Below are 19745 nucleotides of genomic sequence, written 5' to 3'. Positions count from 1 at the left end.
GAAGAAAACTTATTTAATTTTTTTTCTAACCATAAAAGTCACAAAAGCTTTATTCCAATTCAATTAGTTTAAAATGAACATTAATGTATATAAAGCTCTTTAATACGTATTATTCAATCCTCCATCCAAAGGAATGCTTGTTCCGGTAAGATAATTTGAATATTCTGAAGCCAGAAAAGCTACCAGATGACCATATTCTTCCGGCTGCCCGAATCTTTTCATGGGAATCTTATTTTCTCTTGCTCTTTTTATTTCGTCTGCCGGAGCGCCACTTTGCTGAGATTCATGGGCAACCAGTTTTTGAATTCGCTCGGTATCAAAATATCCTGTCAGAACATTATTTACAGTGATATTATGTTGTGCAATCTCATTAGAAAGGGTTTTTGCCCACGCAATTACTGCCGAACGGATAGAATTGGAGAGCGCCAGATTGCCGATCGGCTCCTTAACTGACAAAGAAGAAACATTGATAATACGGCCGTTTTTCTGTTGGATCATGTGAGGCAGAGCCAATAGTGTTGTATCACAAACCGTTTTAAAAAGAAGATCAAACGCTTTCTGATAATCATCCGGAGTTTTATCGAGTGCTAAACCGGGTTCCGGACCGTTTGTATTATTCACCAGAATATCAACCGAATGATCATTAAAATATCCAGCTATAATTTTCCTGTAACTTTCAAAATCCGAAAAGTCTGCCACCAGATACTCATGCTTCTGTTCCGGATTGAGTACCGGCAGAGAAGAAACGAAATCTTTAAGTTTTGTTTCATTGCGGGCCATAACGGTAACATTAGCACCGCATTTTGCCAATTCCAGAGCAATTCCTGCACCTATTCCCTGGGTTGCCCCTCCCACTAAAGCGTTTTTTGAAAAAAGTTGAATATTCATAAGATCTTTGGATATTGTATTGGTATAGGATAAATGTAAGAAAAAACCTTCAAAATATAATTTGAAGGTTAAATTTTTAAACTCTGTTTATCATTTATTTTACGACTGTAGCTTCAAGTTCCACCTTTAAAGTTTCAGACAAACCATTTACCTCAAGCATCGTTACGGCTTGCTGAATTTTATGTCGGGCAATCCACTCCTGAAGAATAGGAAAATAAGGCCAGAGTTCTTCCGTAGAAGTTGTATAGATATTTAATCTTACTATGCCACTACATTCATATCCTGCTGTGCTGATCACTTCTTCCAGATTGGCAATAGCCTGTTCCAGCTGAGATTTCATATCCTTATTACTGGATGTTCCATCAGGATCAATAGCTGCCTGTCCGGAGCAATATAAAGTACTTTCAACGTTTTTTACCTCTACCGCCTGAGAATAACTTCTCTCATCCTGCCATTTCCATGGGTTAACTGTTCTTTTTTCCATTGTCTCGAATTTGTTATTTGTTACAGTACAAAATTGCAGAACAAATACAGCAAATCCCTGTGATCCGGATCACGATTATGATGTGAGCCCGATCACTTTTTTACAATGGCAGCCGACTCAAAGTTTCTCTGGAAACGCCTAAATAAGCGGCTAAAAGAGATTTCGGAACACGTTGGACAAGAGAGGGATACTTTTTCAAAAGCTGGTCATACCTTTCTTTTATTCCTGTTGTCATCATAGAAATAGTACGCTGCTGAGCAGTAATAAATCCCATATATGCTTTTTCCAGAAAGAAATGTTCGAGTTTTGGAAGACGGGCACAGAGCTTTTTATAATCCTCTAACTGAAGACACAATACGTCTGTATCTTCGAGACACTCTAAAGACATCGTTGCCAAAGTCTGCTGATAGTAAGCCGGAAAGTCTGTTTCCCACCAGTCTTCCATCGCAAATCCTATAATGTGTTCTTTTCCGGTTTCGTCAGTATAAACCAGCTTCAGAAGACCTTTCAATACAAAATAATTGTAAGGGACAGCTTCTCCTTCCTGCACTAAAAACTGATGTTTCTTGTATTTTTTATAGGTAAAACAGGATGCTATGAATTCAAATTCATCATCATTAAGAGGTATAATTTTTTCAATATGGGTTCTTAGCAAATGCAGCATGTCTGTTTCCTATGATATAAAAATACAATTTAAACAATTAAAATTTTTGTTTCAACAGCTCATCTATCTGTTTATAAAAAGAATCTTTGCTGTAATCTGCCAATCCTTTATGATGCAGACGGATGTCACCTTTTTTATCCAGCACAACTGTTGTAGGTAATGATCCACTGTAAAGTACATCAGGAATATTACCAGCGGGCACCAGAAAAGGAATGGTAAATCCCTTTTCTTTTAAATAAGATTTTCCAAGAGCAGTGTTATCATCAAGATTTACGGTAAGAAATACCATATCCGGATTGTTTTTATATTGATCATAAAGCTTCTGAACGGAGGGAAACTCTGCCCTACAAGGAGGACACCATGAGGCCCAAAAGTTAATGAAAACTACTTTGTTTTGTAAATCAGAAGTATTAATAACGGTTCCATCTTCATTTTTCACCATAAATCCGGCGTAGGAAACCCGTGCTGAATTATTTAGATGCTCTTTTGGTTCTGATATACTGGAATTTAAGATTCCCGTGGAAGCAACCTGTCTCATCAGCCATGCCTTTGCATCTTTATTTACCAATACAACAATGAACAATAGGGTCAATATTGCAGTAGAGCCATTTTTTCTGATCCAAATTTTTACATTTTCCATACTCTTCCTCTTAATTCTTAGCCAAGATAAGACTAAAATTCCGATCAAAAGTTCTGAAGAGGCCTTTTTAAGCTAAAAAAACTTTACATCACAAAATATAAAAGCTCTTTAAATGTTCAGGTGTATAATTTTCATAACAGGCAGCAATAAAGTTCACACAACAGCCGTTAATAATTTATTTTTTAACATAACCGACTAAAAAACGATTAATAAATCAATATACAATGCATAATATTATTTTTTATGTAACAGTCTTATTTTATTCTTGCTTTTACCATTTTTAAAAACACACTTTTTCAATGGATTTATTTCATAATTAATTTGTTACATGTAACAAATTCCCTGTTCATCCAACTAATCGTACATCAATAAAATATTAATTCCTATACAAGAGATCTACTACTTTAAAATAAACTAATGCAAACATCCTTTTTAAAAATTACCGCTGCCACCGCAGCGCTCTGTTTCAGTACCCTGGCAATAGCCCAACAAACCTATTCTGTAAGTGGAACTGTAAAAGACAAAAAAAACGGTGAGCTGTTAATCGGAGTATCGGTAAAAGTAAGTGAAGATCCTACCATCAACGTTACAGCCAATGAGTATGGATTTTATTCTCTTTCACTGCCTGCGGGTACTTATACCGTCATTATTTCCAATCCGGGATATAAAGATTTTGAACAGCAGATCAAAGTAGATCAGAATGTGAAACTTGATCTCCCTCTTCTTCCTCAGGAGGAGACAACAAAGGCCATTGACGAAGTAGTGGTGACCGCTGTTAAAAAGGATAAAAATTTAACATCTGCTCAAATGGGAGCAGAAACGTTAAATATAAAAAGTATAGAAAAGCTCCCTGTTCTTTTTGGGGAAAAGGATGTGATGAAAACCATACAACTTTTACCGGGTATCAAAAGTAACGGTGAAGGAAGCAGCGGATTCAGTGTAAGAGGTGGTGCTACCGACCAAAACCTGATCCTGCTGGATGAAGCTCCGGTTTATAATGCCTCTCACCTTCTTGGTTTTTTCAGTACATTCAACAGTGATGCCCTGAAAGATGCCAGCATTATTAAAGGAAACAGCCCCGCCCAATACGGTGGCCGACTTTCTTCCGTTCTGGATGTAAAAATGAAAGACGGAAACAATAAAGACTATAACCTGAATGGAGGAATCGGTCTTATCAGCAGCAGGCTGAGTGTAGAAGGTCCTATCCAGAAGGAAAAATCGTCCTTCATTGTTTCGGGAAGAAGAACATATGCCGATTTGTTTCTTAAAACCAACAAAGATTATAAAGACAACAAGTTATACTTTTATGATCTGAACCTGAAAGCCAATTATCAGATCAACGAAAACAATCGTATTTACCTTTCAGGATACTTCGGAAGAGATGTTCTGGGATTGGGAGATACTTTCAATACAGACTGGGGAAATACAACAGCCACTTTGAGATGGAACAGCATTATCAGCAGCAAATTATTCTCCAATACATCTTTCATCTACAGCAATTATGATTACAAAATCAGTCTGAAAAATGATGATACTGTATTTGATTTAAATTCAAAAATACGTGACTGGAACCTTAAACAGGACTTTACCTGGTTTGCCGGGAACAAGCATTCTGTACGTTTTGGTCTTCAGTCTATTTATCATACGCTTACTCCAAGCAGTGCCTCCGGTACTACGGTGAGCAGCTTTCCAAGGAATCCGAGATATTCATGGGAGAATGCGGTTTATATCAACGATGATTTTAAAGCAACGGAAAAGTTAACCATCAATTACGGAGTAAGGCTTGCGATATTCAGTGTATTGGGAGGAGATACTTTCAATACGTATGAAAACGGAGTACTTACCGACAGTAAATTCTTAGAGAAAGGGAAATTTGGGAAAACGTATGTGAATCCTGAACCGCGAATTAGTGCAAACTACCGCATCAATGAAGTGAGCAGTGTGAAAGGAGGTTATTCCCGAAACACTCAGAATCTTCACCTTTTAAGCAACAGTAACAGCGGAAATCCTACCGACCAGTGGATAGGAAGCAGCTATACGGTAAAACCTGAAATTGCAGATCAGATCAGTGTGGGCTACAGCAGAAATTTCAACAACAATAATTATGAATTGAATGCTGAAGTTTATTATAAAGACATGAAAAATCAAATCGATTTCAAAAACGGGGCTCAGATTGGGTTTGATGCCGGATCTGATGTAGAAAGTGAGTTGTTGTTCGGGAAAGGAAGAGCTTACGGTCTTGAACTTATTGCTAAAAAGAAAAGCGGAAAACTTACAGGATGGATTTCCTATACTCTTTCTAAAACGGAAAGAAAGATCAACGGAATTAATAATAACGAATGGTATAATGCCAGAATGGATAAAACCCACGATCTATCCATTGTTGCCACTTATCAGCTTAATCCGAAATGGAGCTTTTCAGGATTGTTTGTTTACAGCACAGGAAATGCCGTTACCTTCCCTACCGGAAAATATGAGCTGAACGGTCAGACTATATTCCAGTACAGCAACAGAAATGCTGACAGGATGCCTGCCTATCACAGAATGGATCTGAGTGCGACTTATGAACCAACTTCCAACAAGCGATTCCGTGGTTCATGGACATTTGGTATTTATAACCTGTACGGAAGAGAGAATGCCTACACAATCAATTTTGAAGATAATCCTGACCGTCCCGGAACAACACGCGCAATGCAGACTTCTTTGTTCCGCTGGGTACCCAACATCACTTATAATTTCAAATTTTAAATCATGAAAAATACTTTTTATATCATATTATCTCTCTTTGCATTAACCTCTTGTGAAAAAGAGATCGATCTGGATCTGAATGATCAGAGCGGAAATATTGTCATTGAAGGAAATGTAACCAATCAGCCGGGGCCTTACACCGTAAAAATTACAAAATCAGTTGGTTTTTCAGATCCTAACCAGTATCCGGCTGTAACCGGAGCGCAGGTTATTTTAAGTGATGATACGGGCCAAACCGAAACTCTTCAGTATGCAGGAAATGGAATGTATCAGACCACCACTTTTGTGGGCCAGCCTGGAAGAACCTATACTCTGAAAATACAGGCGGAAGGGAAACAATATACCGCTCAGAGCAGCATGCCTGAAATTGTTCATTTTGACGGGCTTGAACAGAGTTCGTTCAAATTCGGTGACAAAACCACTTATACCCTTTTACCGATCTTTACTGATCCGATGCCGCTTGGTAACCGCTATCTTTTTAGTTTTACGATCAATGATCTCCCTAAAAAATACATGAATACCTTTTCAGACAATGTAAATAACGGAATGCCTAACCAACAGCCACTGATTCTGCCTAACGACGATAACAAAGGCAGAGACCATGAAGTGATCGTGGGAGATAAAATTCATGTAGAGATGCAGTCTATTGATAACAATATATTCACTTATTATAGTGCTTTGCTTCAGATTTCCGGAGGCAATGGCGGAGGTACTACTCCAGCCAATCCACCAAGTAATATCAACAATGGAGCTTTGGGCTATTTTTCCGCCCATACCACAGATACGGAGACTTTTGTGATCCAGCCTGTAACTCCATAAATTTAAAAAGGATATTTCATTGAATGGAATATCCTTTTTTATTTTGTCTTATCTCAATTTTCTTTTCAAGGCATAATACCTGTACAAAAGCTTATCATATCGGATAACAAAGAACAATAACCCTGCAGCTATCATCAGTGTTTTTAATTGAATCGTGTTATAACTATAACCGCCAATAATACATCCTGAAAAAAAGCAGGCAATGATGACCAGCTTAAGGGTAATATTCTTTTTAAGCTGTCTCTGCTCATTTTTTCTTTCTTTAAAAAACAGTTTTGAAAGTTCTATTCCAAGATCTGTAAACAATCCTGTAAGATGTGTTGTTCTTACTACAGACTGTGATACTCTTGTAACCAATGAATTCTGAACACCCATTGCAAAAAGTAAAAGACCTGCAGTGATATAAGGAGATAAAGAGATTTTTAATTCCTCAAAATCTGATATTCCTACAAATCCTAATATCAGAATTTCGGTTATTAACGGGATGAGATGCGGACGAACAGTTCTGTGTCCTGATGAGAATTCAACTAAAAAACTGGAACAAAAAGCTCCGCTCAGAAAACAGATTATAAACAGAAAGTAAGTAAGTGCTTCATTGTAATGATCCAGAAGAATCTCTTCAGAAAAGAAAGCAAAGTGTCCTGTTATATTGGTTGTAAGCACTTTAACGGATAAAACGCCTACAATATTCACTATTCCTGCAACGAATGAAAGTGCTGATGCCAGCTTAAGGTTGTGAAAATAAGTTCTGTTTCTTCCTCTATGTCTGAACATTTTAAATCTCTATAAGAGCTGTGCATTATTGTCAAAAAAACAGCTGGATAAAATAAATAAGTAAAAAAAATAAATTTAGAAATGTCAGTTTCAAACTGTGAAAAACATGTCCGCTTAAATATTTATCCAGTGTTTTTTTATAGATCTACTATATCTTTTTTGTATTCTTAAGTAATAAATTACAAGCTTTTATAGAAAGTAGAACAATTTCTCTGCGACGCTCTGAAATGTTCTGTTTCTTAATTAAAAATCAATTTTATTACTTTTGTAAAAGTAATTCGTTTAGGAGAAAAACTTGGTGATCTGCATCAGTTTAAAATGTGATTTAAGTTAAAAAAACTAGCCTTTATTCAATAGTCCGTATAGAAAAATTATGATCTCAAAATTTATTTTTAATAATCAGTATCTTTTTGATGAACTCCCTGAATATGATAAAAATCTGCTTACAGGTGCAATGAAAACCAGAAATTATCGTAAAAATGAGCCTATATTTACTGACGGGACAAAACCTAATGGTATTTACTACCTCAATGAAGGGAAAATAAAGAAATATAAGGTTGACAATGACGGAAGGGAACAGATTATTTACATTTACAGCTCCGGTGAATTTTTCGGATATTCTGCTATTCTGAGCAATGAATCTTATGGAGACACTACCTCTACATTAGAAAATTCTGTTATCTCATTCATTTCAAAAGACCATTTTCTGGATATCCTAAGTCAGTCATCAGTACTTTCAAGACTGTTGCTGAAATCTTTAAGCCATGAATTCAGTGTTATGGCCAATCTTATTGCCGTTTTATCTCATCGCACGGTAAGAGAACGAGCTGCTTTGAGTTTGCTTATTCTTCATGATAAGTACAAATCAAATAATGAATCTGATCAGGAAGTATTCATTTCCCTTTCCCGTATAGATCTGGCAAATATGGTAGGGACAGCCAGAGAAACCTTAGCCAGGATTATTAATGATTTTAAACAGGAAAAACTTATCAGATCTGAAGGCCGTAAAATACAGATCATCGACTTCAAGCAGTTAATTCATATCGCTAATTTTTATTAGTAAAATAATTTAGTCTAAAAGTTCAGATTTCCTACTGACAACCTGTTGTCATAACTCTCTATTACCTTTGTTTAAGATTAGTTTAAACAAAAAAATACCTTATGAAACTTACCTCATTAAGACTCATCAGCAAAGACATCAAAGCGGCAGTAGAATTTTACGAACAAATCATGGGAGCAACTGCCAGATGGTATACTGAAGATTTTGCAGAACTCTCCGCAGATTCCATAACTATAGCGATTGGAAGTACCCGAACGATGCAACTATTTTTGGAAGGTCTTACAGAATTTACAGGAACAAAATCAACCATTATTGAATTTATGGTTAAAAATGTAGATGAAGAATACGAAAGAATTAAAAATATAGCATCCGAAATTATTCAGGAACCTACAACAATGCCATGGGGAAACAGATCACTTCTGTTCTGTGATCCGGATGGAAACATGATTAACTTTTTCACTCCGGTAAGTGTGGAAGCTGTGCAAAAGTTCAGCTAAGTCACCCCCTTCAATAAAAAATAAAAAGAGGTTGTCTCAAAAGTCAAATAAATTGGCTTTTGTCATTCTGACGAAGGAAGAATCTTATTAGTAACCGAACATATGAGATTCTTCACTCCTTTTCATTTCATTCAGAATGACACTTTTGAGACAGTCTCTTTTTGTTATAATTAAAAAAATTAAATTTTATTTCCCAAGGAACTCAATTGCTTTCCCTACAAAAGTATCATGGTACTGATAGAAAGAGGCATGTCCAGAATCCGGGAAAATCACCAATTCTGCCTGATCTAAATTCTGAGCCATATTTTTAGCATTCTGAACAGACACGGGAAGGTCATTTTCACCATGAACAATCAGTACAGGGTTTTTGATATTTTGTATTTCTGTAAGAGCATCAGCATTGGGTTGAGCCCAGCTTAACACAGCTGTAAATTGCGAATTTGAAGTAGCATCATTTAACGGAACATCTCTGTCTTTTGTACGAAGCTGAACTCTTGCAAAAGAGGCTTTTCCCTCCGCTATACTTTGAGCCGATTCTGTAAATCCGAATTTCAGGAAGGAAGCTTCAGGACTTAGGCCCGCTGTTCCTGCAACAATATTAGGTAAGTTTGATAATCCGATGGCTCCCTGAGGACCAGTTCCGGTTAAAATCACTTTATTAATCAGCGAAGGATGAGTCAGCACTATTCTCTGAGCAATAAATCCCCCCATTGAAAATCCCATGATATTCACTTTATTCAGATTCAGCGCATTGATAAAATCGACAGCATCATCAGCCATTGTCTGAATAGTATTGGGAGTAACTCCTTTTGAAGATGCCACTCCTTTATTGTCGAAGATAATTACTTTGAATTTTTTTGCCAGTCCATCGGTCACAGCAGGATCCCAGTCATCCATTGAACCTCCCAATCCTGGCAGAAGTACCAGCGGAATTCCCTCTTCTTTTCCTAAAACGCGGTATGCAATGGCATTTCCTTTAACGTTTATGAATTGGGTTTTGGCCGTTTGATGGTCTCTGTTTTGTACCTCCTGTACCGTGGGAGGTTCATTTTCTTCAGTACAGGACACGGTCACAACGGTAAAAAGAGTTAAGCATAATAGGCTAACAGCTGAGATTTTTCTGATTGTTTTCATTGTAGTTTATTTTTGTTTGATTATGGTGCAAACATAAAACACAAAAACAGGCAGAACACTTAAAAGTATTATCAACAGGACATTTTAGGAATTCAATTAGACATTTTTAAAGGTGAAAATTACAAATGGAAAGTTTAAAGATGATTTTTGAAACTTCTTAACCATTTTTCAATGCATGGAGAGTTCTCATTGCTTTTTCAGCATCTTCTTTGGCTACAAAAATATGATCATGAAAATAAGCAGCCACTACATTACAGCTGATATTTTCCTGTTTCAAGGCATTTGCAAAGGCAGCAGTGAGCCCTACAGCTTCCAGGGAAGAATGAATATTCAGAGTAATCCATGAAGCAATATAACTGTAAATCATATTCCATTCATCTGCTATTTCTTTTTTTAAAACAATGGTAACCGCCTCAGCTTCCCTAAAGAAAAACAAGACCTTTTCTATATCCGGTAACTCACTGAGGTTTTCAACAGTACAAAACACATATTCTCCTGTATTTAATACGGGTTCCATGTTCTGAAGCAAAACGGCTAAATCTTTTTCTCCTGTCATCTTTTTGGTACAAAACTAAGATATAGATTACAGCATCTGTTTATCAAATGATAAAAAACAAAAAGAAGGCTGTGCGCCTTCTTTTTTGTTTTGTAATTGTAACCTGTCAACTGAACCTCTTTATATGTATTTGTGTTTTTTTCATTTGGCTTTTAAGAAGCCCGCTGAAGGTTATTCATCACTCCGTTTAATTTCATCAGTGTTTTTATTAATTTCATCATTTGTGTCTCTATAACTATCGTTTATTAAATGTATAGTTATAATCATTTGTTGTTTTGTGTATGAAATCTTATCAATTGAAAAGCATTTCTCAGTTGCTTTTTCATTACTTAAATTTCACAGTACAAAGGAACAACATTACAAAATAAAATTCTCTATAAACCTCATCGATACATCTCGATTCACTTATAGATATTTATCGATAAAATCAAATTCTCTGACTATACGAAGTGAAAAATGTCCTACGGACTGCTATAGTTTATGGTGCGTTTTAATGAGTTCTACCAGCTCAACCATATTCTCTATCTTCAGTTTTTCAAAGATATTTTTTTTGATTGTGCTTACTGTATTCTGTTTGATATTCAAGCTGTTTGATATTTCCAGGTTTCCATATCCTTCGGCATAGAGTTCTGCAATCTGCAGTTCTCTTTTGGTCAGACTGTTGAGAGGACTTATCAGATCCGGATTATAAACAAGCTGCACCAATAGATTTCTCAAAAGCTCAGAAAAATATTCTCCTTTCTCTATAAAAGTTGTAATCGCTTCCCTTACCTCTTCCTCTTCACTCAATTTGCTCAGGTAGCCGTTAGCACCCGCTTTAATAAATTTAAGGCCATGCAGATCCTCTTCAAGTCCTGTAAAAATCAAAACTTTAAGATCAGGATTCACACTTTTCATCTGAGGCAGAATATGCAGACTGTTTCCGTCCGGAAAATGGGCATCAATGATGGCCATTTCAACCCCTTTTGATTCTATCAGTTCCAATACCTGGTGTAAAGATGAAGTCTGATACACTTTAGCATTGGGAACAATATCACTGATAACAATTTCCATTCCCTGGCGCACAATGCTGTGATCGTCTGCCAGCAGGAAAATAATCTCTTTATTTTGAATTGGCGTTTCCATTATTATTACTATTTAAGTTGATCCTGAATGTCACTTTTGTTCCTTTGTGTAGTTTACTTTCCACTGATATATCGCCATCGAAAAGCTCTACGATTTCTTTTACCAGGTTAAGACCAAGTCCTGCTCCCAGATTATCTACTTCATCAGATACCATTCCCTGATAGTAAGGATCAAAAATTTTACCAAGATCAGATTCTGATATCCCTACTCCGGTGTCTCCTACCGTTGTAATCAGGGAAATTTGATTTTCACCTATAGTTTCTGTGGCCATCACGAGATCAATCTGCCCGTTTTCTGTAAACTTGTTGGCATTCCCAATAATATTCATAAAAATCTGGTTGATTCTTATATTATCCGAATAAACTTCTACTTCTTCAGGAATTCTGTCTGTTACTACAAATCTGTTGTTTCTGGTTTCCAGATAAGGTGTAATTACCTTCACAATAGAACTGATCTCATCTTTAAGATTGAAAACTGATTTTATAAGTTCTTTTTCAGCATTTTCATTTTTAGTGTATTCCAGGATCTGGTTAGATTGCAGAAGCAGAGTACTGTTTGTAAACTTGATAGATTTAAGATAATCCTTTATCGTTTCATCCTCTGTAGTTCTGTGGATCTTATCTATAAAAATATTGATAATTTTTAACGGAGATCTAAGATCATGGCTCAGCATTCCCAGAATTCTGTTTTTAAAATTAAGATTCTTTTTAATCTCTTTATTTGCAGCGTTAAGTTTTTGTTCATATATAAATGCCACTCTAGTAAAATACATGATCAGAATGGATACGATAAACATAAGAATCATCAATCCCAATACCAGATAAGTCCTGATTGTATTATTATTGGAACTCTGTTCGTTGTATTCCTTTTCCAGTTCTGTTTTAAAATCCTTGATGGCATTTTCATACACCTGTATCAATCCGTTACTGTAAACAAGCAACTTACTGAAGTTACTATAAAACTGCAGATTATTTTTCTGATTTTGAGCGGCAAGCAACTGTACCTTCTTTACTTCAGCGGCATAATGCTTATCCATAGACTTTATTGTGTTATCCATTTTGGATTTTACCTGAGAAAGATCTATGGTTTTATTGTTGGTCATTGTGATTACCGTACTTTCCTTCTGAACATCTACTTTTCCTGTTACCGCATCTTTTAAACGACCGAAAAAGCCTTTCTTTTTAACAGTATCGGCATAGGTACGGGTCTGGATTTTCAGATCCTCAAAATCATTTTTATACTTTGCCGGTTCATACTGCTTATCTTCAATTTTTGCAGGTGGGTTCAAAGAGGTCTGGTATACTGAATCTATCAGTGTTTTCAGTTTTTCAGTCTTCTGAATATCCTGACTGTGAGCTGCCAGATTCTTTTTGAGCCTCGGACTTGTATTTTCATATTCACCAATCTTATCAAAATTGGTTTTAAGTTTTCTCAACGATTGAAAATAGAGCTGCAGATCATTATTATCCTGAGTAGCCATATATTTTTGAAGATAATCCTGAGCATCCATAAAATCTTTTCTGGAATTATCCGTCAATCCGCCCAATGCACGGGTTTCTTCAAGCTGATCTTTAATAAACTTCAGCTTCTTCCCGTTGACAAATTCATTATAAAAAAATATGGCGATAATGACCTGTATCAGTAAAATACAAAGGATCAATGAGTAATGAACAAGTTTTCTCAATTTAAAATTTAAGAATTTATATTTCATATTTGTTTATCAGTTAAATCAATTTCCTGACTACATAAGTCCATTAGATATTAGCTTTCAACAATATACTATTATTTTCAATAATTTCATAATAGCAGTATATCATCTAATCTGCAAAGTTAAATTAATTTTTGTCTTCTTATAATAATGAATATTTGACAAAACCCATAGAATTTAATTTTTTTCTATATCAAATTGCCATATAAACATTCAGTTTTATTTACGTAAATCCATTTTTTTAGATCAATTGCAAAAAGCTGGGTTCTGTAAAATATTCTGTATCTGCCTGTTTTATTATATCTAGCGAATAATATATCATCAATAACGTGTGAAAAAACAATAGATAATCACTCACCATTTCAGTCATTTTGAAGGATCATTATTCCCTTACTGAATAAAGTTTTTATACCATTAAGTATTTCTACTAGATACCACAATTGGTTATTTACACTCTAAGAACATATACCCTCTTCTTTGTTACTTTGAAATGCTTATTAATAGTGACAATATCCCATGGGTAACCATGATATTAACATGTACCGGCAGATTCATCTCTACACATCATCTATCGTATGAATGGGATTCAGAGATTGTTGAAGACCAGCAATGGTGGTACACTCTACTTTTTGCTGTCTTTACTTTCTGTAATTCTTCAATACGATTATAAAAATAAAAACGTAATAACCTATGATTACAGAAAACTACGACGTAATCGTCATTGGCGGAGGAGCAATAGGTCTGGCAACGGCCTACCATCTTGGTCAGCGCCAGGCTAAGACTTTGGTATTGGAACAATACACTTTTGTGAATCAGCTGGGCAGCTCTGCAGGAGTATCCCGCCAGTTCCGGATTCCGTATCCGGATGAATATATGGTACAAATGGCTTTGGATTCTCAGCCTTATTGGGATGAACTTCAAAAAAAGACCGATACCCAATTGCTGGATAAAGTAGGCACTCTCTGGTTTGGAGATCCTGAAATACATTCTACCGAAGGAAATATTGCTGAAGCAGAGAAAGCTTTAGAAGCTTTAGGTGTTCCCTATACAAACTTAACTTCAAAAGAGATTGAAGAACAGTATCATTTCAAAAACCTTCCGGATAATTATGTTGGTCTGTTTCAGCCTGATGGCGCCAGCATTAATTTTAAAGCAACTATTGAAACGCTTTTAAGCCTTTGCCAGAAAGAAGAAACCGTAGAACTCAGGGAAGATTCTCCTGTGCTTGAAATCAAACAAAACGGTGAACTTTTTGAACTTACCACGCCCAACGGAATTTATATCGCCAAAAAGCTGGCCATTATCCCGGGGCCCTACATCAACAGTGTTATCAACTTACTGGATTTTAAAATAGAAGCTACTTATTGGAATATGTCTTCTGCTTATTTCAAAAAGACTGATCCTACGATACAGTATCCAACCTGGTTTGTGTTCCAGAATGCAACAGGAGATAACGGCAATCAGTTTTATGGTTTCCCTTCCGTTGAATGGGATCATCCGGAATACATCCGCGTAGCACCGGACTTTGTCATCACCCCTTTAGAAGAACCAAGTGACAGAACATTGATTCCCAACCCTCAGGAACTTGCCTATACTTCGCAATGGATTGAAAACCACATGACGGGGCTGAACATCGAACCGGAATATACCTCAACATGTCTTATCGCATTGAGTACAATTCCCAATAAAGAATTATTAATTGATTTTGCACCTCCTTATGTACCCAACCATAAAAATATTGTGGTCTATGCCACAGGATGGGCCGCAAAATTCACCCCTTTCTTAGGTAAAATCATGTCTGATCTTGCCTTAGACGGACATACCGATTTTGACATTACCCCATTCCGATTAGGATATAAATATTTCTTAGCACTTTAAAAAATTATAAACCATGAATCAAACAAACGTCAATAAAGATACCCCGTTGTATCCGGGGATGCAGCCCGATCTGAAAGTAGAAGTAGCCATTATTGGTGCCGGAACTTCCGGACTATACACTGCTTTTCGTCTGGTAACCGATAATAAGTATAAAGCTCATGAAGTACAGGTCTTTGATATGAGCAACAGACTAGGCGGAAGACTTGAGTCCGTAGTTATGCCGGGAATGAATTTTTGGGGTGAGCTTGGAGGAATGCGTTATCTGACTTCTCAGCAAATTGTAACCACATTGATCGAAGGGTATCCATTGAAAGAGGACCCAGACAAAAGAACACCTGTACTAAAGGATAAGATGACTCCTGTTCCATTTCCTATGGGAGAGCCTGAAAAACTTCTAATGTACATCAGAAAAGAGCGTTTCAAACAGAGTGCCTGGACAGAGGAACAAAAACTTAATAACAAACTGATTACCCGATATTACCTGAATGAAAATGATGAAGGTTTCAGCTCTGATCAGCTATTTAATAAAATCATTTACAATGTTTTAATGTCAGATCCATGGGTAGCAGAAAACTATAAAGAACTGATTATTGCAGACCCTAATGGCTATGATTACTCTTTCCAGCTGACCAGTAGAGACTGGGATGCCATCAAACCAAGAATGATCTACAATTTCCCGGGTTCTCCTTATGACAAACGTCTGGTAAATGATATCGGTTTCTGGAACTTAATCAAAGATCAGGTTTCCCAGGAAGGATATGAATTTTTAGCGAATGCCGGAGGATACTATTCCAATACCATCAACTGGAATTCTGCTGAGGCCTTTCCGTACATGGTAGGAGATTTTTCTGCCGGTACTATCTACAAAACCATTGAAGAAGGATATGACAGCATTGCTTATGCAGTAGCCAACGCTTATATGGAACATGACGGAGCCCGCATATGGTCTGAAAATAAGCTGATTACTTTCACCAAAGACCATCATCTGATTCATACTCATAAATATGAACTTACTTTCCTGAATATACAGAGCAATACAACCTGGAAAGTGTATGCCAATTCATTGGTATTGGGTATGCCAAGAAAATCTCTTGAATTATTGGATCAGAATAACTTCTTTTTCGATGCTAACAGACATCAGAAACTGAATGAAAATATCCGTTCTATTATTATGGAGCCTGCCTTTAAAATCCTAATGGGATTTGACCGTCCATGGTGGAGAGATCTGGGAATTGATTCCGGGCATTCCATTACGGACTTACCTATGAGACAGTGCTATTATTTCGGTACTGATCCTGAAAACGACAATTCAATGTTGCTGGGAAGTTATGGTGATATGGAAACGGAAACGTTCTGGAAAGCGCTATCTGACGACAAAGTTCTTTTCAAAGTAAGAGCTAACAAGTCTACATCCATGGAAGAATTGCACAAATTTGACGATGTTCAGGCCACAGAGTTCATGGTCAACGAATTGATAAACCAGCTGAAAGAATTACATGGTGTAGAAATTCCGCAACCTTATGTAACTTATTTTAGAGACTGGACAGACGATCCTTATGGTGCAGGATACCACGCCTGGAAAGCAGGTTTCTCCGTGAAAGATGTTATGCCATATATGAGAAAACCGTTGATGGATGAGCAAATCCACATTATTGGAGAAGCTTATTCTGATCAGCAAGGCTGGGTGGAAGGTGCTTTCTGTGAAGCTGAAAAAATGCTTCAGACCCATTTTAAATTAGACTGGCCCTACTGGCTGGATCGTGATTATTATTTAGGTTGGTAATCTTAAATACATAATAATAAGATGATGTGTATAGATAAAGCTCCGGAGTATTTCGGGGCTTTATCGCATTTACAGTCTACACAATCTGATATTATATTCTAATTTCATATCACCACCATTAGTTTTTTCTATTTCTCAGGAGGAATCTTGAAGTGATATTTTCCTAACTTTTCAGATTGAAACGAAATAAAGAATACTCCTGATAATTTTTGGATTATCTGAAATATTCAAAAGCAAATAACAGCAAAACAGCTTCATCATCTTATGACAGATAAAAATTTTAATCCTCAGAAAGGCTTTATATTCAGCAAACATGTGCCTGAGGAATTATCGCATTTTGACCGGGTCTTTGATGTTTTCAAAGATTTGCTCACCCACACTTCCGGAGATCTTGAAGAAGCCTTTGAATGGCTTGATATGCTTGATAAGGAATATGACATTTTCAATGATGAATATACCCTTCAGGATTTTGAAGAAGATCTGAAAAAACGGGGCTATATCAAAGAAGAAGATCCTGAAGAAGGCAATACTGGAAGCGGTAAAGGTAAAAATATATTAACTCCAAAACTGGAAGCAGCCCTTCGTGAATATGCTTTAGATCAAATATTTGGAAAACTTAAAAAAAACGGAGCCGGAAATCACCGCACCAGCAAAACAGGAATTGGTGACGAAAGAGATGGCGAAAACCGCTCCTTCCAATACGGGGATGATCTTGCAGCCGTAAACATGACTGAAAGTTTAAAAAATGCCCAGATCAATAACGGAATTTCAGACCTTCGCCTTACGGAAGATGACCTCATTGTAGAAGAAACCAAGCATAAGGCACAGATGAGTACCGTTCTGATGATCGACATCAGCCATTCCATGATCTTATATGGTGAAGACCGTATTACACCAGCGAAAAAAGTTGCCATGGCACTTGTGGAACTGATTAAACGGAAATACCCCAAAGACTCCATTGATATCATTGTTTTTGGAAATGAAGCATGGCCCATCAAGATCAAAGACCTTCCCTATTTAAAAGTAGGGCCTTATCATACCAATACCGTAGCCGGTCTGGAGCTGGCAATGGATATTCTTCGCAGGAAAAGAAATACCAACAAACAGATTTTTATGATTACCGATGGAAAACCGAGCTGTATCCAGCTGCCCAGCGGAGAGTTTTATATGAACAGTTTTGGTTTGGATGAAAAAATTGTTAACCAATGCCTCAACAGAGCAGCACAGGCCAGAAAACTGAAAATCCCTATCACCACTTTTATGATTGCCCAAGATCCTTATCTGCGTCAGTTTGTAGAAGAGTTTACAGCTCAGAACAAAGGAAAAGCATTTCTGACAGGACTCTCAGGTTTAGGACAAATGATCTTCGAGGATTACGAAAAAAACAGAATAAGAAGAATATAAAGATCTGATTTCAGACTTTAAAACAATAAAAATATCACCAGATAATTAGTAGTACAAGAAAATGAAAAACGATATTACATTCAAAGAATTAAAAGACTCCGGCTATACCCATAAAACAATTAACGAGGAAATTCAGGCGAATTTAATAGCCAGGATTAAAGCTAAAGAACCAGTATTTGAAGGACTCTGGGGCTATGAAGACACCGTGGTACCCCAATTGAAAAAAGCCATTCTTGCCGGTCACCATATCAATTTACTGGGTTTACGCGGACAGGCAAAAACAAGAATTGCAAGAAGCATGGTCAATCTGCTGGATGAATACATGCCTATTGTAAAAGGATCAGAAATCAATGACAGTCCATTTCATCCGATTTCAAAATTTGCCAGAGATCTCATTGCTGAGCTGGGTGATGAAACTCCGATTTCGTGGGTACACCGCTCTCACCGTTTCTATGAAAAACTGGCTACTCCTGACGTAAATGTTGCTGATTTAATTGGTGACATAGACCCCATTAAAGCGGCTACTTTAAAACTTCCTTATTCTGACGAGCGTGTTTTACATTACGGAATGATTCCGCGTGCCAACCGTTCCATTTTTGTTTTAAATGAATTACCGGATCTACAGGCCCGTATTCAGGTTTCCCTGTTTAATATTTTGCAGGAAGGAGACATTCAGATCCGTGGTTTCCAGTTGAGAATGCCACTTGACATTCAGTTTGTTTTCACAGCCAATCCGGAAGATTATACCAACAGAGGAAGCATTGTAACGCCATTGAAAGACAGAATCGGGTCTCAGATTTTCACCCACTATCCAAAAACAATTGCTCTTGCCAGACAGATCACAGAACAGGAAGCATTGATTTCTGCTGAAGATAAAGCACAGATACAGATTCCTGACCTGGCGAAAGATCTTTTGGAGGAAGTAGCTTTTGCAGCACGCATCAGTGAATATGTAGATGCAAAAAGCGGCGTAAGTGCGCGTCTGACCATCAGCGCTATGGAGAACTTAATCGCAGCCGCTAAATTACGTTTGATTGAATCCGGAGCTGAACGAACCACTGTCCGCCTGCTAGATTTTATGTCCATCATTCCTTCCATCACAGGAAAAATTGAGCTGGTATATGAAGGAGAACAGGAAGGTGCAGATTATGTAGCCAAAATTTTGATTGATAAAGCGGTTATGACCCAATTTGAAAGTCTGTTCCCACGCATCTCCAAACTTGAAAAAGAAGGGATCAAAACTCCTTATACCGACCTGATCAGATGGTTCAACAAAAATCATTTAGAACTTAATTATAATGATACGGATGAAGAGTTTTATGCTAAGCTCGATAAGATAGCCCCTCTGGCTGCTGTAGTGGAAGAAAATACTTCTGACCTAAGTCCGGAAGATCAGAATTTCTGTAAAGAACTAGTATTATGGGCATTAACCATCAGTAACAAAATTGATAAATCTGAAAGTCAAAATGCCTTTACTTTTGATTCGCCTGGAATTGGCCAGTTTTTGCGTAATTAAAAATCAATATCCGACAGATAAATACAAAAACCTTCAGAACTGATCTGAAGGTTTTTTATTTGTTTCT

The 19745-nt window shown here is 36.9% G+C and carries 17 protein-coding genes; 8 read left to right on the top strand and 9 right to left on the bottom strand.

The features are described from left to right. Window positions 1-99: 99 nt before the first annotated feature. From FW780_RS17880 to FW780_RS17865, 4 genes are all read right to left on the bottom strand, one after another. Complete coding sequence (locus FW780_RS17880) at window positions 100-888, bottom strand: SDR family oxidoreductase (protein WP_149835022.1); 789 nt, start codon at window positions 886-888, stop codon at window positions 100-102. A 94-nt stretch (window positions 889-982) separates the two neighbouring features. Beyond that, window positions 983-1372: a RidA family protein gene (locus FW780_RS17875; protein ID WP_149835021.1), complete on the bottom strand. Its 390-nt coding sequence runs from the start codon at window positions 1370-1372 to the stop codon at window positions 983-985. 100 nt (window positions 1373-1472) lie between these two features. Further along, on the bottom strand, window positions 1473-2036 hold the full coding sequence (locus tag FW780_RS17870) for a Crp/Fnr family transcriptional regulator (protein WP_149835020.1): 564 nt from the start codon (window positions 2034-2036) through the stop codon (window positions 1473-1475). Window positions 2037-2073: 37 nt separating this feature from the next. Next, entirely contained in the window at window positions 2074-2676 is a 603-nt protein-coding gene (locus FW780_RS17865; RefSeq protein ID WP_149835019.1) for a TlpA family protein disulfide reductase, read from the bottom strand. Window positions 2677-3093: 417 nt separating this feature from the next. Between FW780_RS17865 and FW780_RS17860 the strand changes: the two genes are divergently transcribed. Together FW780_RS17860 and FW780_RS17855 are read left to right on the top strand one after the other, a co-directional pair. Continuing rightward, entirely contained in the window at window positions 3094-5424 is a 2331-nt protein-coding gene (locus FW780_RS17860) for a TonB-dependent receptor (RefSeq protein WP_149835018.1), read from the top strand. 3 nt (window positions 5425-5427) lie between these two features. After that, entirely contained in the window at window positions 5428-6243 is an 816-nt protein-coding gene (locus FW780_RS17855) for a DUF4249 domain-containing protein (RefSeq protein ID WP_149835017.1), read from the top strand. Between the two features lie 48 nt (window positions 6244-6291). On the opposite strand, the gene FW780_RS17850 is transcribed toward FW780_RS17855, so the two are convergent. After that, window positions 6292-7017, bottom strand: a complete 726-nt coding sequence (locus FW780_RS17850) for a YoaK family protein (RefSeq protein ID WP_149835016.1) — start codon at window positions 7015-7017, stop codon at window positions 6292-6294. A gap of 373 nt (window positions 7018-7390) precedes the next feature. On the opposite strand from FW780_RS17850, the gene FW780_RS17845 reads away from it, so the two are divergent. Together FW780_RS17845 and FW780_RS17840 are read left to right on the top strand one after the other, a co-directional pair. Then, the gene (locus FW780_RS17845; RefSeq protein ID WP_149835015.1) at window positions 7391-8077 is read left to right on the top strand and encodes a Crp/Fnr family transcriptional regulator; all 687 of its coding nucleotides are present in this window, start codon (window positions 7391-7393) and stop codon (window positions 8075-8077) included. Between the two features lie 101 nt (window positions 8078-8178). Next, window positions 8179-8574, top strand: a complete 396-nt coding sequence (locus FW780_RS17840) for a VOC family protein (protein ID WP_149835014.1) — start codon at window positions 8179-8181, stop codon at window positions 8572-8574. Window positions 8575-8760: 186 nt separating this feature from the next. Here FW780_RS17840 and FW780_RS17835 read toward each other — a convergent pair whose 3' ends face one another. From FW780_RS17835 to FW780_RS17820, 4 genes are all read right to left on the bottom strand, one after another. After that, window positions 8761-9708 carry an alpha/beta fold hydrolase gene (locus tag FW780_RS17835; RefSeq protein WP_149835013.1) on the bottom strand — a complete coding sequence of 316 codons (948 nt, stop codon included), beginning with the start codon at window positions 9706-9708 and terminating at the stop codon, window positions 8761-8763. A 157-nt stretch (window positions 9709-9865) separates the two neighbouring features. Next, window positions 9866-10264 carry an ACT domain-containing protein gene (locus tag FW780_RS17830; RefSeq protein ID WP_149835012.1) on the bottom strand — a complete coding sequence of 133 codons (399 nt, stop codon included), beginning with the start codon at window positions 10262-10264 and terminating at the stop codon, window positions 9866-9868. A 471-nt stretch (window positions 10265-10735) separates the two neighbouring features. Then, complete coding sequence (locus tag FW780_RS17825; protein WP_174774471.1) at window positions 10736-11389, bottom strand: response regulator; 654 nt, start codon at window positions 11387-11389, stop codon at window positions 10736-10738. Next, window positions 11367-13073, bottom strand: coding sequence for a sensor histidine kinase (locus tag FW780_RS17820; protein WP_241676934.1), 1707 nt, complete (start codon window positions 13071-13073; stop codon window positions 11367-11369). The genes FW780_RS17825 and FW780_RS17820 overlap by 23 nt, the downstream gene beginning before the upstream one ends. A 714-nt stretch (window positions 13074-13787) precedes the next feature. Here FW780_RS17820 and FW780_RS17815 point away from each other — a divergent pair. From FW780_RS17815 to FW780_RS17800, 4 genes are all read left to right on the top strand, one after another. Continuing rightward, window positions 13788-14975 (top strand): FAD-dependent oxidoreductase, encoded by a 1188-nt coding sequence (locus tag FW780_RS17815; protein WP_149835010.1) that lies wholly within the window; start codon window positions 13788-13790, stop codon window positions 14973-14975. Window positions 14976-14988: 13 nt separating this feature from the next. Beyond that, complete coding sequence (locus FW780_RS17810) at window positions 14989-16758, top strand: flavin monoamine oxidase family protein (RefSeq protein ID WP_149835009.1); 1770 nt, start codon at window positions 14989-14991, stop codon at window positions 16756-16758. Window positions 16759-17022: 264 nt separating this feature from the next. After that, window positions 17023-18162, top strand: a complete 1140-nt coding sequence (locus FW780_RS17805; RefSeq protein ID WP_149835008.1) for a vWA domain-containing protein — start codon at window positions 17023-17025, stop codon at window positions 18160-18162. A gap of 61 nt (window positions 18163-18223) precedes the next feature. Further along, window positions 18224-19678 carry a sigma 54-interacting transcriptional regulator gene (locus FW780_RS17800; protein WP_149835007.1) on the top strand — a complete coding sequence of 485 codons (1455 nt, stop codon included), beginning with the start codon at window positions 18224-18226 and terminating at the stop codon, window positions 19676-19678. The last annotated feature ends 67 nt before the right edge of the window (window positions 19679-19745 follow it).

It is taken from the genome of Chryseobacterium sediminis, from assembly GCF_008386505.1.
GTDB lineage: Bacteria > Bacteroidota > Bacteroidia > Flavobacteriales > Weeksellaceae > Chryseobacterium > Chryseobacterium sediminis.
This window is presented reverse-complemented; position numbering and strand designations above follow the sequence as displayed.